This is a genomic window from Rubrivivax albus (assembly GCF_004016515.1).
GTDB lineage: Bacteria > Pseudomonadota > Gammaproteobacteria > Burkholderiales > Burkholderiaceae_C > Rubrivivax > Rubrivivax albus.
This window is the reverse complement of record NZ_SACT01000002.1, coordinates 568,892-582,149: the sequence shown is the minus strand read 5'-3', so window position 1 is coordinate 582,149 and position 13,258 is coordinate 568,892. Positions and strand designations below refer to the sequence as shown.

Genomic DNA, 13,258 nt, shown 5'->3' with positions numbered 1-13,258 from the left:
GATGACGATGAAGCGACGTGAGTTCTCCCAGGCCCTGGTGGCCGGCAGCCTGACCTTGACCGCCGGCGGTGCCGCGCATGCGCAGGGTGCCCCGGTCGAGGGGCGGGACTACGTCAAGCTGTCCCAGCCCGTGCCCGTGAGCCTGCCCCCGGGCAAGAAGGTGGAGGTCATCGAGTTCTTCTGGTACGAGTGCCGCCACTGCAACGACTTCGAGCCGTTGCTCGAGGCCTGGGTCAAGCGCCTGCCGGCCGACGTGGAGTTCCGCCGCGTGCCGGTGGGCTTCACGGCCCGCCACCAGATCGCCCAGAAGGCCTTCTATGCGATGGAGGAGATCGGCATGCTCGACGCCCTGCATTCGCGCGTCTTCGCCGCCATCTTCGTCCAGGGCCGCCAACTGCTGTCAGAGCAGGCCTATGCCCAGTTCGTCGCCGCCAACGGTGGCGATGCCAAGAAGTTCAGTGACGCCTTCCGCGGCTTTTCGGTGAACACCAAGGCCAACCGTGCGCGGCAGCTGTCCGACGCGTACAAGATCGACGGTACGCCGGCGATGGGCATCCAGGGCCGCTTCTATACTGGGGCGGGCCGTGCCGGTGGTCACGCCGGTGCCCTGCGCGTCACCGACTACCTGATCCAGCAGGTGCGCTGACCGGCGCGGCGTGGCGCGGCGCCACCCGTGGCGCCGGTCACGCCGACCGCGGGTCGTTCGTGTCGCCGGCTGCGATGGCCCTTGTGGCGAGGGCGCTTGGGGCTAGAATGCCTGCAAGTTTCGTGCCGCCACAATGCCCCGCCTGTCCTCCTGCCGCCCCCTGCTGCCCCATGCGCTGCTGACGGCCCTGTTGCTGGGCGGCGTCACCGTGGTCCAGGCCGAGAAGGCCGACCGGCGCCAGCCCATCGTCGTCGAGGCCGACAAGCCAGGGGTGCTGGACCTGCAGCGCCAGGTGATCGTCTTCAACGGCAACGTGCAGATCGTGCAGGGCACGATGATCATCCGTGCCGAGCGCATCGAGGTGCGCGAGCAGGCCGGTGGGACGCGCAACGCCGTGGCCACCGGGGCTCCCGGCCAGCCGGCCACCTACCGCCAGAAGCGTGACGGGGTGGATGAGGTGGTGGAAGGCTCGGCGGACCGAATCGAGTACGACGCGGCCGCCGGCACCCTGCGCTTCGTCGGCAACGGCGCCGTGCGCCGTCTGCGGGCGGGTGTGGTGGCCGACGAGATCACCGGCGCCGAGATCCGCTGGGACGACGCCGCGCAGCAGTTCAGCGTGATCGGCGGCGATGCGGCCAGTGGCGGGCGCGTGCGAGCGGTGCTCACGCCGCTGCCCGAGGCGGCCGCCTCCAAGCCAGCCGCCGTGCCGGCGGCCGGCGGCCGATGAGCGCGGTGCCGGCAACGTCCGCCGCGGTGGGCCGGCTGGAAGCCAGCGGCCTGCAGAAACGCTATGGCGCGCGCACCGTCGTGCGCGACGTGCACCTGGCGGTGAATGCGGGCGAGGTGATCGGCCTGCTCGGCCCCAACGGCGCCGGCAAGACCACCACCTTCTACATGATCGTGGGCCTGGTGCGCGCGGACGCCGGCTCGCTGCACATCGACGGCCAGGCAGCCCAGGACCTGCCGATCCACCGCCGTGCCCGCCTGGGCCTGAGCTACCTGCCGCAGGAGGCGTCGATCTTCCGCAAGCTGACGGTGGAGGAGAACATCCGCGCCGTGCTCGAGCTGCAACTCGGCCCCGACGGCCGGGCACTGCCGTCGGCGCAGATCGAGAAGCTGCTCGACGAACTGCTCGACGAGCTGTCCATCACCAAGCTGCGTGCCTCCCCGGCGCCGGCGCTGTCCGGCGGTGAACGCCGGCGGGTGGAGATCGCCCGCGCGCTGGCCACGCAGCCGCGCTTCATCCTGCTCGACGAGCCCTTCGCCGGGGTCGACCCGATCGCGGTGATGGAGATCCAGCGCATCATCGCCTTCCTGCGCGCGCGCGGCATCGGCGTGCTGATCACCGACCACAACGTGCGCGAGACGCTGGGCATCTGCGACCGCGCCTACATCATCAGCGAAGGCAGCGTGCTGGCCGAAGGCACGCCAGCCGAGATCGTCGACAACCCGCAGGTGCGCAAGGTGTACCTGGGCGAGCACTTCCGGATGTAGGGCTGGCGACCATGAAGCCGTCCCTGCAGGTCCGCCTCAGCCAGCATCTGGCGCTCACGCCCCAGCTGCAGCAGTCGATCCGCCTGCTGCAGCTCTCGACGCTGGAACTGCACCAGGAAGTCGAGCAGATGCTCGAGCAGAACCCCTTCCTCGACACCGAGGAAGAAGGCGGTTCGGCCTTCGACGCACCGCCGGCCGAGCGCTCGCAGCAGACCGAGCGCGACGACAGCGCGGAGCTGTCCGGCGGCGGCGATACCGAGGCGCCGGTGGCGGAGATCGGCGCTGGCGAGTTCGGCACCACCGAGCGCGAAGACTGGGAGAACGGCACCGAGCGCGACGACTTCGACGGCATCTCCGAGGTGCCCTCGGCCGGCGGCGGCCAGGGCGAGGACGACGAGATGGAGGGCCGCGAACGCGGCGCCGGCGCCGGCAGCCTGGCCGACCACCTGCGCCGCCAGGCCCTGGGCCTGCGCCTGTCGCCCGAGGATGCGGCCGCGCTTGAGGTCCTGATCGACTCGCTGGACGGCGACGGCTACCTGGCCGACCCGCTGGACGAGATCGCCGAACGCCTGGCCGAGATGCTGGACATCACCGGCGATGAGGCGCGCGAGGACCTGCAGGACCGTCTGCGCTGCGCGCTGCGCTGGCTGCAGAGCCTGGAGCCCACCGGGGTGGGGGCACGGTCGCTGGCCGAATGCGTGCTGCTGCAGCTGCGCACGCGCGAGCCGGGCGCAGCGCGCGAGGTGGCCATGGCCATCGCACGCGACCACCTGGAACTGCTGGCACGCAAGGACATCAAGCGCCTGGTGGCCGCCACCGGCGCCGACGAGGACCTGATCCGCGACGCCCAGGCGCTGATCCGCGGCTGCGAGCCCAAGCCGGGGCGGCCATTCTCCGAAGCCGAATCCAACGTCATCGTGCCCGACGTCATCGTCAGCCGCAGCGGCCGCGGCCTGAAGGTGGCGCTGAACCCGGACGTGATGCCCAAGCTGCGCATCAACGACCTCTACGCCCAGGCCATGCGCGGTCAGCGCGGCGGTGGCGGCGGCATGAGCGGGCGGCTGCAGGAGGCGCGCTGGTTCATGAAGAACATTCAGCAGCGCTTCGACACCATCCTGCGTGTGAGCAAGGCCATCGTCGACCGCCAGCGTAACTTCTTCACCCACGGCGCCATCGCGATGAAGCCGCTGGTGCTGCGCGAGATCGCTGACGAGCTGGGCCTGCACGAGAGCACGATCTCGCGCGTGACCACGGCCAAGTACATGGCCACGCCGCACGGCACCTTCGAGCTGAAGTATTTCTTTGGCAGCAGCCTGAACACCGAGGCCGGCGGCAACGCCAGCAGCACCGCGGTGCGGGCGCTGATCCAGCAGCTGGTGGACGCCGAGGACCCGGCCAAGCCTCTGTCGGACAGCCAGCTCAGCACCATGCTCGAGGAGCAGGGCATCCAGGTGGCGCGGCGCACGGTGGCCAAGTACCGCGAGGCGCTGAAGATCGCGCCGGCCTCGCTGCGCAAGGCGCTCTGAACAGGGCGGCGCGCTTGCGCCCCGCTCGGCCGGCCTTCAGCCTCGGTGGCGCGCCCGCCAGCCCACGGCCGCCAGGCCGGCCACCATCAGCGCCCAGGTGCCCGGTTCCGGGATCGGCGGCGGGGCGATGAAGCCCGACACGCGCACGATGCGGCTTCCGCCACCGAAGGTGGAGAACAGGAAGTCGCCGGTCAGCGGGTCGATGGCCGCACCTTCGGCGCCCGTGAGGCCGCTGATGAAGGTGCGCCGCGTGGCCACCAGCGGGTTGCCCTGCGCGTCGACCTCGTAGGCCCCGACCATGCCGGCGGAGTACTCCGAGATCAGCATGCTGTTGGCCGCGAAGCCGGCGTTGCCGGCGGCGATGTAGACGAAACCTTCCGGCCCGCCGGGCACGTTCTGCACGCCGCCGGCCAAGAGATCCAGGTCCACGGCCGCTAGGCCGACGAGGTCGTAGGTGCCGTTGCCGTCGGGGCTCAGGCCGGCGCTGTACCACTGGCCACCGCTCCAGGACACCAGCTTGATCTGCCCCGCGCCGCCGAAGCCGGCCGGCACGAAGTTGATCGCCGCCAGCGAACTGGCCACGCCCAGCGGCGCCAGTTCGATGATCTTGTCCTCGTCGATGCTGCCGGGCAGCGTCTGGCCAAGACCGTTGATCGGCCAGCGGGCGGTGAACAGCACGCCGCCGGGCCCGAAGGTCACGCCGCCGTCGTTGTACTCGCCCACCGTGCCGCCGGGCCCGCCGTAACGCTGGGCGGTGCCGCTGAAGCCGGTGATGGCGCCTTCGGTGTCGCGCACCACGTCGATGGTGTAGAGGCTGCCGCTGGCGTTGTTGGCCGAGCCGCCGATCAGGATCGTGTCGCTGTCCAGGAAGGTCAGCCCGCCGTAGTTGCTGGGCAGGCCGGCCACCGAGCCGAGGTTGGTGACGCTGTAGTCGTCGGTGAAGCCGGTGCCCAGGGTCTGGGCCGCAGCAGGCGCCAGCGCAGCGCCGCCCAGGAGCGCGGCGACCAGCGTGAGAACATGCGGGGTGCGAAACATGGCCAACCTCCAGACGTGAACTGCCCGATTCCAGCGCCGGATTGCCCGCCTGCCCATCCCGGAACCATGGGGGGCGGCGCGTGAAAGCCGCGCTGTTCCTGCCCTGCGCCGGCGGCGTCGAGCCGCTGCTGGCCGACGAGGTGCAGCGCCTGACCGGTGCCCGCGCCGAAACGGCCCGCGGCGGCGTCTGGGTGCGTGGCGACGCGCGCACGGCCATGCTGCTGAACCTGGAATCGCGGCTCGCGCAGCGGGTGCTGTGGCCGGTGGCCGAAGGTCGCTACCGCGACGAACACGACCTCTACCGTGCCGCCCGCGAGGTGGACTGGACGGCCTGGATCACCCCTGCGCAGACCCTGCGCGTGGACGTGTCGGCCCAGCGCAGCCCGCTGACCAGCCTGAACTTCGCCGCCCTGCGCATCAAGGACGCGGTCTGCGACACGCTGCGCGACGCCACCGGCGCACGCCCCAGCGTCGACACCCGCCGGCCCGACCTGCCGCTGGCGCTGTTCGTTGGCCCGGAGCACTTCACGCTCTACGTGGACACCTCGGGCGAGGCCCTCTTCAAGCGCGGCTGGCGGGAAGCCAAGGGCGAGGCGCCGCTGAAGGAGACGCTGGCCGCGGCCATGCTGGCGGCCATCGGCTGGCAGGGCCGGCCCGAGGATGGCCCGCTGCTGGACCCCTGCTGCGGTGCCGGCACCATCGCCATCGAGGCGGCGCAGATCGCCTGCGGCATCGCGCCGGGGGCGCAGCGGCGCTTTGCCTTCGAGGGCCAGATGCCGTTCCGCGGCCAGCAGGCGGCCTGGCGCGACCTGAAGCGTGCGGCGCAGGCGCGGGTGCGCCCCAGCCCGGTGCCGATCTTCGCCGGCGACGTGAGCTTCCGCATGACCGACTTCGCCACCCGCAATGCCGAACGGGCCGGTGTCAGGGGCGCCATCGAGTTCAAGACCATGGACGCGCTGCAGCGCCCGCCTCCGGCAGCCACCGGCACGATCCTGATGAACCCGCCCTACGGCGAGCGCATTGCGCCGAAGGGCCAGGGCCAGGGCGGTGACCGTGCCGCGCGCCAGGGGTTCGATGGCGGCGGCAGCGCCGGCGACTTCTTCGCGGCGCTGGCGTCGCACTGGAAGCACCACTACCCCGGCTGGACCGCCTGGCTGCTGAGCCCGGAGATGAAGCTGCCGGGCCTGATGCGGCTGAAGGAGAGCCGGCGCGTGCCGATGTGGAACGGGCCCATCGAATGCCGGCTGCTCCGCTTCGACCTGGTCGCCGGCTCGGCGCGCGCGCCGGCCGGCTGACCGGCGCCGATCAGCGCAGCAGCGAGCCCAGCAGCGCGCCCAGGTCCTGGCCGCCACCGCCCAGCTGCGGCAACTGGCCGCCGGGCGAGAGCTTGTCCACCGCCTGCGGCAGCATCTGCGACAGCTGGCCGGCCAGGTCACCCTGGCCCATGCCGAACTGCTTCGCGAGGATCCCGAGCAGGTCGCCACCCAAGGCGCCTTCGAGCTGAGCCGGCGACACGGCCTGGTTGGGGCCGGTGGATACCCACGAGGCCGCGGCATCGGCCAGCCCGCCCTGCTGCAGCTTGGCCATCAGCCCTTCCAGGCCGCCGGCCTGCTGCACCAGGGCCATCACCAGGCGCATCAGATCCGGCTGGCCGCCGCCGTCACCGCCGCCACCCATCGCACCCACCACGGCATCGAGCAGTCCCATGTCCATTTCCTGGCGTCGTGAAAGAAGCGTCGATCCTAAGCGCCTTGGCAGGTGCTGGCTGGCAGGTGCGGGCTTGTAGGTGCGGGCGGGCAGGTGCCGGTATCAGACCGCCGTCAGCAGCGCCAGGGCCGCCAGCGGCGCGGTCTCCGCGCGCAGCACGCGCGGGCCCAGCGACAGTGCCTGCGCGCCTGCGGCCAGCGCCCGCGCCAGTTCGCCGTCCGTGAGGCCACCTTCTGGCCCGCTGAGCAGCCAGTGTGGCCCCGACATGCTGCGCAGCACCGACGCCGGCTTTGCACCGGGTGCCACGCTGAGCACCCAACCCTGGCCACCGGCCCCCGCAGACGGCAACGCCTCGGTTCCTGCCAGCGCGCGCACGGGGTGCACCATCGGCACCCGCGTGCGGCCGCACTGCTCGGCCGCCGCCACGGCCACGGCCTGCCAGTGCTGGCGCTTGCGCTCCGCGCGTTCACCGTCCAGGCGCAGCACCGAACGCTCGGTGACCAGCGGCCGGATCTCGGCCACGCCTAGCTCGGTGGCCTTCTCCACCAGCCAGTCCATGCGGTCGTTGGCCGGCATGCCCACGGCCAGCGTCACCGCGCAGGGCGCCTCGCGTTCCACCGGGTCGTGCGTGCCCACCAGCACCGTGACCTGGGAGCGCCCCATCTGCTGCACGGTGGCGGCCCACTCGCCCCCTCGGCCATCGAACACCGTGAGCGCATCGCCCGGCTGCAGGCGCCGCACCTGCACGTGGCGCGCCGGGCCGGGCGGCAGGTCCAGCACCTGGCCGGTGGCCAGCGGTGCCGGCGCATCGACGAACAGGCGCAGGGTCACTCGGTGAAGTCAGGCAGCGTCGCGCAACTCGCGCCGCAGGATCTTACCCACCGGCGTCTTGGGCAACTCTGCGCGGAACTCCACCAGCTTGGGCCGCTTGTAGCCGGTGAGGTTGGCCTCGCAGAAGGCCCGGATGTCGTGCTCGGTGACGGCCGGATCCTGCTTGACCACGACCACCTTCACCGCCTCGCCGGCCTTGGGGTCGGGCACGCCTACGGCGGCGCATTCCAGCACGCCGGGCATCTGCGTGATCACGTCCTCGACCTCGTTGGGGTACACATTGAAGCCGCTGACCAGGATCATGTCCTTCTTGCGGTCGACGATGCGCAGCCAGCCGCGGGCGTCCATGGTGCCGATGTCGCCGGTGCGGAAGAAGCCGTCGGCCGTCATCACCTTCGCGGTCTCGTCCGGGCGCTGCCAGTAGCCGGCCATCACCTGCGGCCCGCGGATGGCGATCTCGCCCGGCGTGCCCGGCGGCACCGCATGGCCGTGGTCGTCGAGCAGCATGACGTCGGTGCCGGGCAGGGGCAGGCCGATGGTGCCGGTGAAGCTGCTGCTGTCCACCGGGTTGCAGGTGGCAGACGGGCTGGTTTCCGACAGGCCGTAGCCCTCGACGATGGGGCAGCCGGTCTTCTCGAGCCACAGACGCGCGGTGGCGCTCTGCACTGCCATGCCCCCACCGATGCAGACCTTCAGCGCGCCGAAGTCCACGTGGGCGATGTCGGGGTGGTGGGCCAAGGCCTGGAACAGCGTGTTCACCGCCGGCAGGCTGTGGAAGCGCTGCGCCGCCAGGGCCTTGATCGTGGCCGGAAGGTCGCGCGGGTTGGGGATCAGCACGTTCAGCCCGCCCAGCCGGATGCCCAGCAGCAGACAGGTGGTGAAGGCGAAGATGTGGTACAGCGGCAGCGCGCAGATGTTCACGTATTGCTCGGCCGGCGCCAGCTGCGCCAGCGCCGGCTGGTTCCAGGCTTCGGACTGCAGCATGTTGGCCACCAGGTTGCGGTGCAGCAGCACCGCGCCCTTGCTCACGCCGGTGGTGCCGCCGGTGTACTGCAGCACGGCGATGTCGTCGGGCCCGAGCGTCGGCGGCTGGAACACACCGCGCCGGCCGGCGGCCAGGGCCTCGCGCCAGCGCACCGCCTCGGGCAGGCGGAAGGCCGGCACCAGCTGCCGGATCCGGCGCACCACGTGGTTGACGACGGCGCCCTTCAGCGGGCCGAGCATGTCGCCCATGCTGGCAAGCAGCACGGCCTTGGTGGGCACCTGGGGCAGCACCTGCTCCAGCGTGGCCGCGAAGTTCTCCAGGATCACGATGGCGCGCGCGCCCGAATCCTTCAGCTGGTGCTCGAGCTCGCGCGCCGTGTACAGCGGGTTGACGTTGACCACCACCAGCCCGGCACGCAGCACCGCGGCCACGGCCACCGCGTACTGCGGCACGTTGGGCATCATCAGCGCCACGCGGTCGCCGCGCACCAGCCCCTGCGCCTGCAGCCAGGCGGCCAGCGCACGCGAGTCCGCGTCGAGCTGCGCATAGCGCACGTCCTGCCCCATGAAGCGCAGGGCCGGCCGCTCGGCGTGGCGCGCAAAACTCTCGTTCAGCAGGGCCGGCAGCGAGGCGTAGGCATGCACGTCCACGTCCGCCGGCACGCCCGGCGGGTACTGCTGCAGCCAGGGTCTGTCCATCGACGGCACGTCCTCTCCTCGCCGCCGATTCTGACGGTGGGCTGACGTGGCGCCATCAGGGGATTCGATATCGGCACGGACCCCTGGCGGGTGGCTTCCTAGAATGCTTTCATGGAGCCCGCGCTGCCCGCTTCGCCCGCGATGGCGCCGCCCTGGCACCTGCGCCTGCTGGACACCGTGTCGCTTGCCGATCCGCAGGGGCGCCCGGTGCCCCTGCCGGGGCGCATGGCACCGCTGCTGCTGGCCCGCCTCGCGCTGGCGCCACGGCGAGCGTGGCCGCGCGAGACCCTGGTGGCGCTGCTCTGGCCGAACGCCGACCCGGCGGTGGGGCGCAACCGTCTGCGCCAGCTGCTGTCGGCCCTGGGCAGTGCGCTGGTACCTTTCGGTGGCCCCCCTCTGATCCAGGCCGACCGTGACAGCGTCGGCCTGAGACCCGGCGCCCTGTATTGCGACGCCGACGACCCCCGTGCGCGTGGCGAGTTGCTGCCCGGCCACCAGGCCGAGTGGGTGAACGACGAGCGCCGCGCGCGTGAACGTGACGAGCCTGCTCCAGCCCCGGCCGCGTTGCCGCACCCGCCGACACGCTGGCTCGGCGACCCGGCGCTGCTGGTGCGCCTGCAGGCCGCCGTTCAGACCCGGCGCATCGTCACGTTGTCGGGCGCCGGCGGCAGCGGCAAGACGCGCGCCGCGCTCGAAGTGGCTCATGCCTTGCAGGGGCACTTCGACCGCATCGCCTGGGTTGCCCTGGCCGACTGCCGAACGGCGGCCGCCATGCAGGAGCGTTGGCTCATCGCACTCGGGCTTGGCGGGCACGGTGATGCCGTCGGCACCCTGTCTACCGCGCTGGCCGGGCGTCGGGTGCTGCTGGTGTTGGACAACCTCGAGCAGATCGCGGTCGACGCCGGGTCGCCGCTGGCGCAACTTGTGTCGCGCACACCGGGCCTGCATCTGCTGCTGACCTCGCGTTGCGCGCTGGAGATCGACGGCGAGGCTGTCTTTCCATGGGCCGGCCTGGGTGAACCGGCCCCGCGTCTGCCGCTGGACACGCTGGCACGCCACCCGGCGATGGCCCTGCTGATCGACCGCGCCCAGGCCGTGAGACCCGGCTTCCGGCTCGAACCGTCGAACGCCGACGCCCTGGTCGCGCTGCTGCAGCGACTGGGCGGATTGCCGCTGGCCATCGAACTCGCCGCCAGCCGCCTGCGTGCCACCGAACCGGCGACGCTGCTGGCCCTGTTGCAGGACCGGGTGCAGGCCGCTGCGCTGCTGCAGCGCGGCGGTGAACGCAGCGGGCACGATTCGCGCCCTGCATCGCTCCAGGAGACCATGCGCTGGAGCTGGAACCTCTTGTCGCCGCCGGCGCGCGCGGTGCTGGATGCCGTCAGCAGCTTCGACGGGGCTTTCGATGCCGAGGCCGCGGCCGCGTTGCACGGTGCTCCGGTGGCGCTGGCCCTGGACGAGCTGGTGCGTCACTCGCTGCTGCAGTACACACCGGGGCCGTTGCCTTACACCATGCACCCGTTGATGCGTGACGACCTGCGGCATGCGATCGCACCCGAGACGTCACGACGCTACAGCACGCGGTTGCGTGCCTGGACGCTGGCCTGGGCACATGCGCTGCCACCGAGTCCGCCGCTCGGCCCGCTGCGGCGCCAGCTGCCCCTGCTGGCACATGCCATCGCCAGCGCCGAGACCGAGGGCACGCCGCAGGAGGCCGTGGCGCTGTTCATGGCGTTGCAGCGGGGCCTGTCCGACATTTCGCTGCCGCGTTCGACGCGCGAAGTGTTGTCGCGCTGCATCGCCACGTTGGCGGATGCCGACAACCGTGCCGTGGCGCGGGCCGCGCTGGCGCGCGCTGCGCGCCGGGGACGCCGCACAGGCCGAGCCGCTTGCGGCCCTGGCCGTGCAAGAGATGCCGGCCGGTGGTGCCGCACGCGCAGCCGTGCTGGCGCGCGTGGCCTTTCTGCGCTGGCGGCTGCACCGCGATGCCGGCATCGCCCCCTGGCTCGACGAGGCCCTGGCGCTGGCACAGGCCGCGGGTGACCGGGCGCTCGAGGGCAGCGTGCTGTCGGTGCAGGGCGCCATGTGTCGCGGCCGCGACCCTGCTGCCGCTGCGCTGCTGCATCGACAGGCGATCGACGCCTGGGCCGCTGCGGGTGATGCGCACGGCGTGCAGACCGGGCGCTACAACCTCGCCCTGGCACTCAGCGTGGCGCCGCCCACCCGGGCGCAGGCGCTGGCGGAGATCGACCAGGTGATCGATGCCACCCGGGCCGCCGAGGACTGGGGGCAGCTGGCCGCCGCGTGGAACCAGCGCGGCGAAGTCCTGCGGGCCGAGCGGCGGTGGGCCGAAGCCGCTGCCGCGTACCGCCGTTCGCTGCGCGTGGCCGACGAGGCGCTCGAACGCCTCCTGCTGCTGTACGCCCTGTGGAACCTGCCGCTGGCCCTGGTGCACCTGCAGGATGCGGCGCGCGCCGCGCTGCTGATGGGCCATGCCGAGGCGGCCTGGGTGGGCGTGCTCGGCCAGCTGAAGGACGAGGACCGGCGCGACCTGACCCGCGTGCGACGCCTGGCCGCCCGGCAGATCGGCACGGAACGCACCGCGCGCGCCTGGCGCGAGGGTGCGACGCTGCCGCTCGGTGCAGTGCTGCGTCTGGCGCTCGGCGGCGAGTTGCCCCCCTGAGCGAGTGGGAGCAGGGGCCGCCTGCGCTAACGGTGCGCTAGCGGTGACCGGTCAGAGTGTGGCCACCCCGTCCTGTCCCTGGAGCCGCACGATGACCGCCCCTCGCCCCGCCCCTCGCCCCGCCCCGATCCTGGCCGCCGCCCTCTGTGTGCTGAGCCTGGCTGCCGCGCCCGCCCGCGCCGAGCAGGACTTCGGCACTTACGGCAGCTTCACCGACTTCACCACCTGGACGCTGTTGGGCAGTGCGTCCGCCACCACCTTCGCCCCGGGCAACGGCTTCGTCTACAGCACGCTGACGCTCACCGACACCGGCGTCGGCGATCAGGCGGGCGCCGGGTGGGCACCCGAGGCGCTGTCGCTCGACTTCAACCAGGCCTTCAGCGCGAGCTTCCCGTTCTTCATCGCCGAGGGCTCGGTGGTGCGCGGCGACGGCATCGTCCTGGTGCTGGCGGCCACGCCGGGCCTGGGCAACGGTGGCAGCGACCTGGGCTACAACGGCCTGGGCGCCAGCGTCGCCTTCGCGATCGACACCTTCCACTTCGACGGTGAGCCGGTCTCGCCCAGCCTGCAGATCCTGCAGGGTGGCAACGTCACGCCCCTGGCCGCCACCGAGACCGGACTGGGCGACGACATCCGTGACCCCGCGCTGCAATGGGTGGCCACGCTGAGCTATGCCCCATCGGGCCTGGACGACAACGCCGGCACGCTCACCGGCACGATCTGGCGCCCGGATCTCGGCAGCTTCAGCGTCTCCGCCGGCATCGATTTCGCCGCCGAAGGCCTGGCGGGGAGCCCGGTCCACTGGGGGTTCACCGGCGGCAACGGCCTGGCCGACGACGGGCAGTACATCACCTCGGCCATGCCGGTCCCCGAGCCCGGCGCGTGGGCGTTGCTGGCCGCGGGGCTCGGTGCCGTGGGCTTCGTGACGCGCCGACGCCGTTGAACCCAGTCCCGCGAGTCCGGCCTTCATCCCTGGAGAACCACATGCCCATCGCACGCACCCTGCCGGCCATCCTGCTGGCGCTGCTTCTGGCGGCCCTCCCGCAGCCCGGCCACGCCAAGTCGCTCTACACCGAGGACTTCTCCGGCATCGCTCTGGGCCTGCTCGCACCGAGCTTGCCGGGCAGTGACTTCGAACTGGTGGACGGCCACGCCCAGGGCCGGGACGACGCGCCGCCTCAGGACCGCTACCTGTGGTTGGGCGCGGGCTGGTACGCCGAGGCCTACGACCCGCTGACCCAGGTCGGCGACACCGTGGTGCAGAGTGCCGCCGCCTTCGACCTCCAGGCCGGGCGGACCTACGTCCTGTCGTTCGACTGGTCGCGCGGGCTGGTGGCTGGGGGCAACGGCCCGTTCTGGCTGACGATCTCGGCCCAGGTGGGCAGCCAGGCGGTGACCTACGGCGACGTCACGGGCTTCTACTTCCCCACCGACTGGCAGCCGGGTGAACTGCGCTGGACCCAGGCGACCGACGAGGCCGGCGTGCACCTGCGCTTCACCGCCACCGGCCTGGCGTATTCGGCGGCGGCCATCGACAACATCCGACTCAATGTCTCGCCGGTGCCCGAGCCCGACGCATGGGCGATGTTGACCGCGGGACTGGCCGCGTTGGGCGTCACGCTGCGGCGGCGGCGGCCCTGACGCCGCGAATCC

Annotated in this window: 13 protein-coding genes; 9 read left to right on the top strand and 4 right to left on the bottom strand. The window is 72.1% G+C overall.

Annotation, left to right across the window (positions count from 1 at the left end):
• Positions 1 to 7 precede the first annotated feature (7 nt).
• The 4 genes from ENE75_RS08970 to ENE75_RS08955 all read left to right on the top strand — a co-directional run bounded on the left by ENE75_RS08970 (position 8) and on the right by ENE75_RS08955 (position 3,666).
• Positions 8 to 646, top strand: coding sequence for a thiol:disulfide interchange protein DsbA/DsbL (locus ENE75_RS08970; RefSeq protein ID WP_128198248.1), 639 nt, complete (start codon positions 8 to 10; stop codon positions 644 to 646).
• Between the two features lie 133 nt (positions 647 to 779).
• Positions 780 to 1,373, top strand: a complete 594-nt coding sequence (lptA, locus tag ENE75_RS08965) for a lipopolysaccharide transport periplasmic protein LptA (protein ID WP_128197924.1) — start codon at positions 780 to 782, stop codon at positions 1,371 to 1,373.
• Complete coding sequence (lptB, locus tag ENE75_RS08960; protein ID WP_128197923.1) at positions 1,370 to 2,140, top strand: LPS export ABC transporter ATP-binding protein; 771 nt, start codon at positions 1,370 to 1,372, stop codon at positions 2,138 to 2,140. The genes lptA and lptB overlap by 4 nt, the downstream gene beginning before the upstream one ends.
• 11 nt (positions 2,141 to 2,151) lie before the next feature.
• Entirely contained in the window at positions 2,152 to 3,666 is a 1,515-nt protein-coding gene (locus tag ENE75_RS08955; protein WP_128197922.1) for an RNA polymerase factor sigma-54, read from the top strand.
• A 36-nt stretch (positions 3,667 to 3,702) separates the two neighbouring features.
• On the opposite strand, the gene ENE75_RS08950 is transcribed toward ENE75_RS08955, so the two are convergent.
• Positions 3,703 to 4,701, bottom strand: coding sequence for a PEP-CTERM sorting domain-containing protein (locus tag ENE75_RS08950; protein ID WP_158288893.1), 999 nt, complete (start codon positions 4,699 to 4,701; stop codon positions 3,703 to 3,705).
• An 80-nt stretch (positions 4,702 to 4,781) separates the two neighbouring features.
• Here ENE75_RS08950 and ENE75_RS08945 point away from each other — a divergent pair, with 80 nt between their 5' ends.
• Positions 4,782 to 5,996: a THUMP domain-containing class I SAM-dependent RNA methyltransferase gene (locus ENE75_RS08945; RefSeq protein WP_128197920.1), complete on the top strand. Its 1,215-nt coding sequence runs from the start codon at positions 4,782 to 4,784 to the stop codon at positions 5,994 to 5,996.
• Positions 5,997 to 6,006: 10 nt separating this feature from the next.
• On the opposite strand, the gene ENE75_RS08940 is transcribed toward ENE75_RS08945, so the two are convergent.
• From ENE75_RS08940 to ENE75_RS08930, 3 genes are all read right to left on the bottom strand, one after another.
• On the bottom strand, positions 6,007 to 6,408 hold the full coding sequence (locus ENE75_RS08940) for a YidB family protein (RefSeq protein WP_128197919.1): 402 nt from the start codon (positions 6,406 to 6,408) through the stop codon (positions 6,007 to 6,009).
• Positions 6,409 to 6,510: 102 nt separating this feature from the next.
• On the bottom strand, positions 6,511 to 7,239 hold the full coding sequence (locus tag ENE75_RS08935) for a 16S rRNA (uracil(1498)-N(3))-methyltransferase (RefSeq protein ID WP_128197918.1): 729 nt from the start codon (positions 7,237 to 7,239) through the stop codon (positions 6,511 to 6,513).
• A gap of 9 nt (positions 7,240 to 7,248) precedes the next feature.
• A complete protein-coding gene (locus ENE75_RS08930; protein ID WP_128197917.1) occupies positions 7,249 to 8,922 on the bottom strand; it encodes a long-chain-fatty-acid--CoA ligase in 1,674 nt (557 codons plus the stop codon).
• Positions 8,923 to 9,033: 111 nt separating this feature from the next.
• Here ENE75_RS08930 and ENE75_RS08925 point away from each other — a divergent pair, with 111 nt between their 5' ends.
• The 4 genes from ENE75_RS08925 to ENE75_RS08915 all read left to right on the top strand — a co-directional run bounded on the left by ENE75_RS08925 (position 9,034) and on the right by ENE75_RS08915 (position 13,246).
• Entirely contained in the window at positions 9,034 to 10,965 is a 1,932-nt protein-coding gene (locus ENE75_RS08925; RefSeq protein WP_128197916.1) for an ATP-binding protein, read from the top strand.
• Positions 10,877 to 11,605, top strand: coding sequence for a hypothetical protein (locus ENE75_RS24825; RefSeq protein WP_158288892.1), 729 nt, complete (start codon positions 10,877 to 10,879; stop codon positions 11,603 to 11,605). The genes ENE75_RS08925 and ENE75_RS24825 overlap by 89 nt, the downstream gene beginning before the upstream one ends.
• A gap of 91 nt (positions 11,606 to 11,696) precedes the next feature.
• Positions 11,697 to 12,548, top strand: coding sequence for a PEP-CTERM sorting domain-containing protein (locus ENE75_RS08920; RefSeq protein ID WP_128197915.1), 852 nt, complete (start codon positions 11,697 to 11,699; stop codon positions 12,546 to 12,548).
• Between the two features lie 41 nt (positions 12,549 to 12,589).
• The gene (locus ENE75_RS08915; RefSeq protein ID WP_128197914.1) at positions 12,590 to 13,246 is read left to right on the top strand and encodes a PEP-CTERM sorting domain-containing protein; all 657 of its coding nucleotides are present in this window, start codon (positions 12,590 to 12,592) and stop codon (positions 13,244 to 13,246) included.
• Positions 13,247 to 13,258 lie beyond the last annotated feature (12 nt).

Coding starts and splice junctions, on each gene's coding strand:
- ENE75_RS08915 (WP_128197914.1), top strand. CDS start 12,590: ATGCCCATCGCACGCACCCTGCCGGCCATCCTGCTGGCGCTGCTTCTG.
- ENE75_RS08940 (WP_128197919.1), bottom strand. CDS start 6,408: ATGGGACTGCTCGATGCCGTGGTGGGTGCGATGGGTGGCGGCGGTGAC.
- ENE75_RS08970 (WP_128198248.1), top strand. CDS start 8: ATGAAGCGACGTGAGTTCTCCCAGGCCCTGGTGGCCGGCAGCCTGACC.
- ENE75_RS08955 (WP_128197922.1), top strand. CDS start 2,152: ATGAAGCCGTCCCTGCAGGTCCGCCTCAGCCAGCATCTGGCGCTCACG.
- ENE75_RS08925 (WP_128197916.1), top strand. CDS start 9,034: ATGGAGCCCGCGCTGCCCGCTTCGCCCGCGATGGCGCCGCCCTGGCAC.
- ENE75_RS08920 (WP_128197915.1), top strand. CDS start 11,697: ATGACCGCCCCTCGCCCCGCCCCTCGCCCCGCCCCGATCCTGGCCGCC.
- ENE75_RS08950 (WP_158288893.1), bottom strand. CDS start 4,701: ATGTTTCGCACCCCGCATGTTCTCACGCTGGTCGCCGCGCTCCTGGGC.
- lptA (WP_128197924.1), top strand. CDS start 780: ATGCCCCGCCTGTCCTCCTGCCGCCCCCTGCTGCCCCATGCGCTGCTG.
- ENE75_RS08930 (WP_128197917.1), bottom strand. CDS start 8,922: ATGGACAGACCCTGGCTGCAGCAGTACCCGCCGGGCGTGCCGGCGGAC.
- lptB (WP_128197923.1), top strand. CDS start 1,370: ATGAGCGCGGTGCCGGCAACGTCCGCCGCGGTGGGCCGGCTGGAAGCC.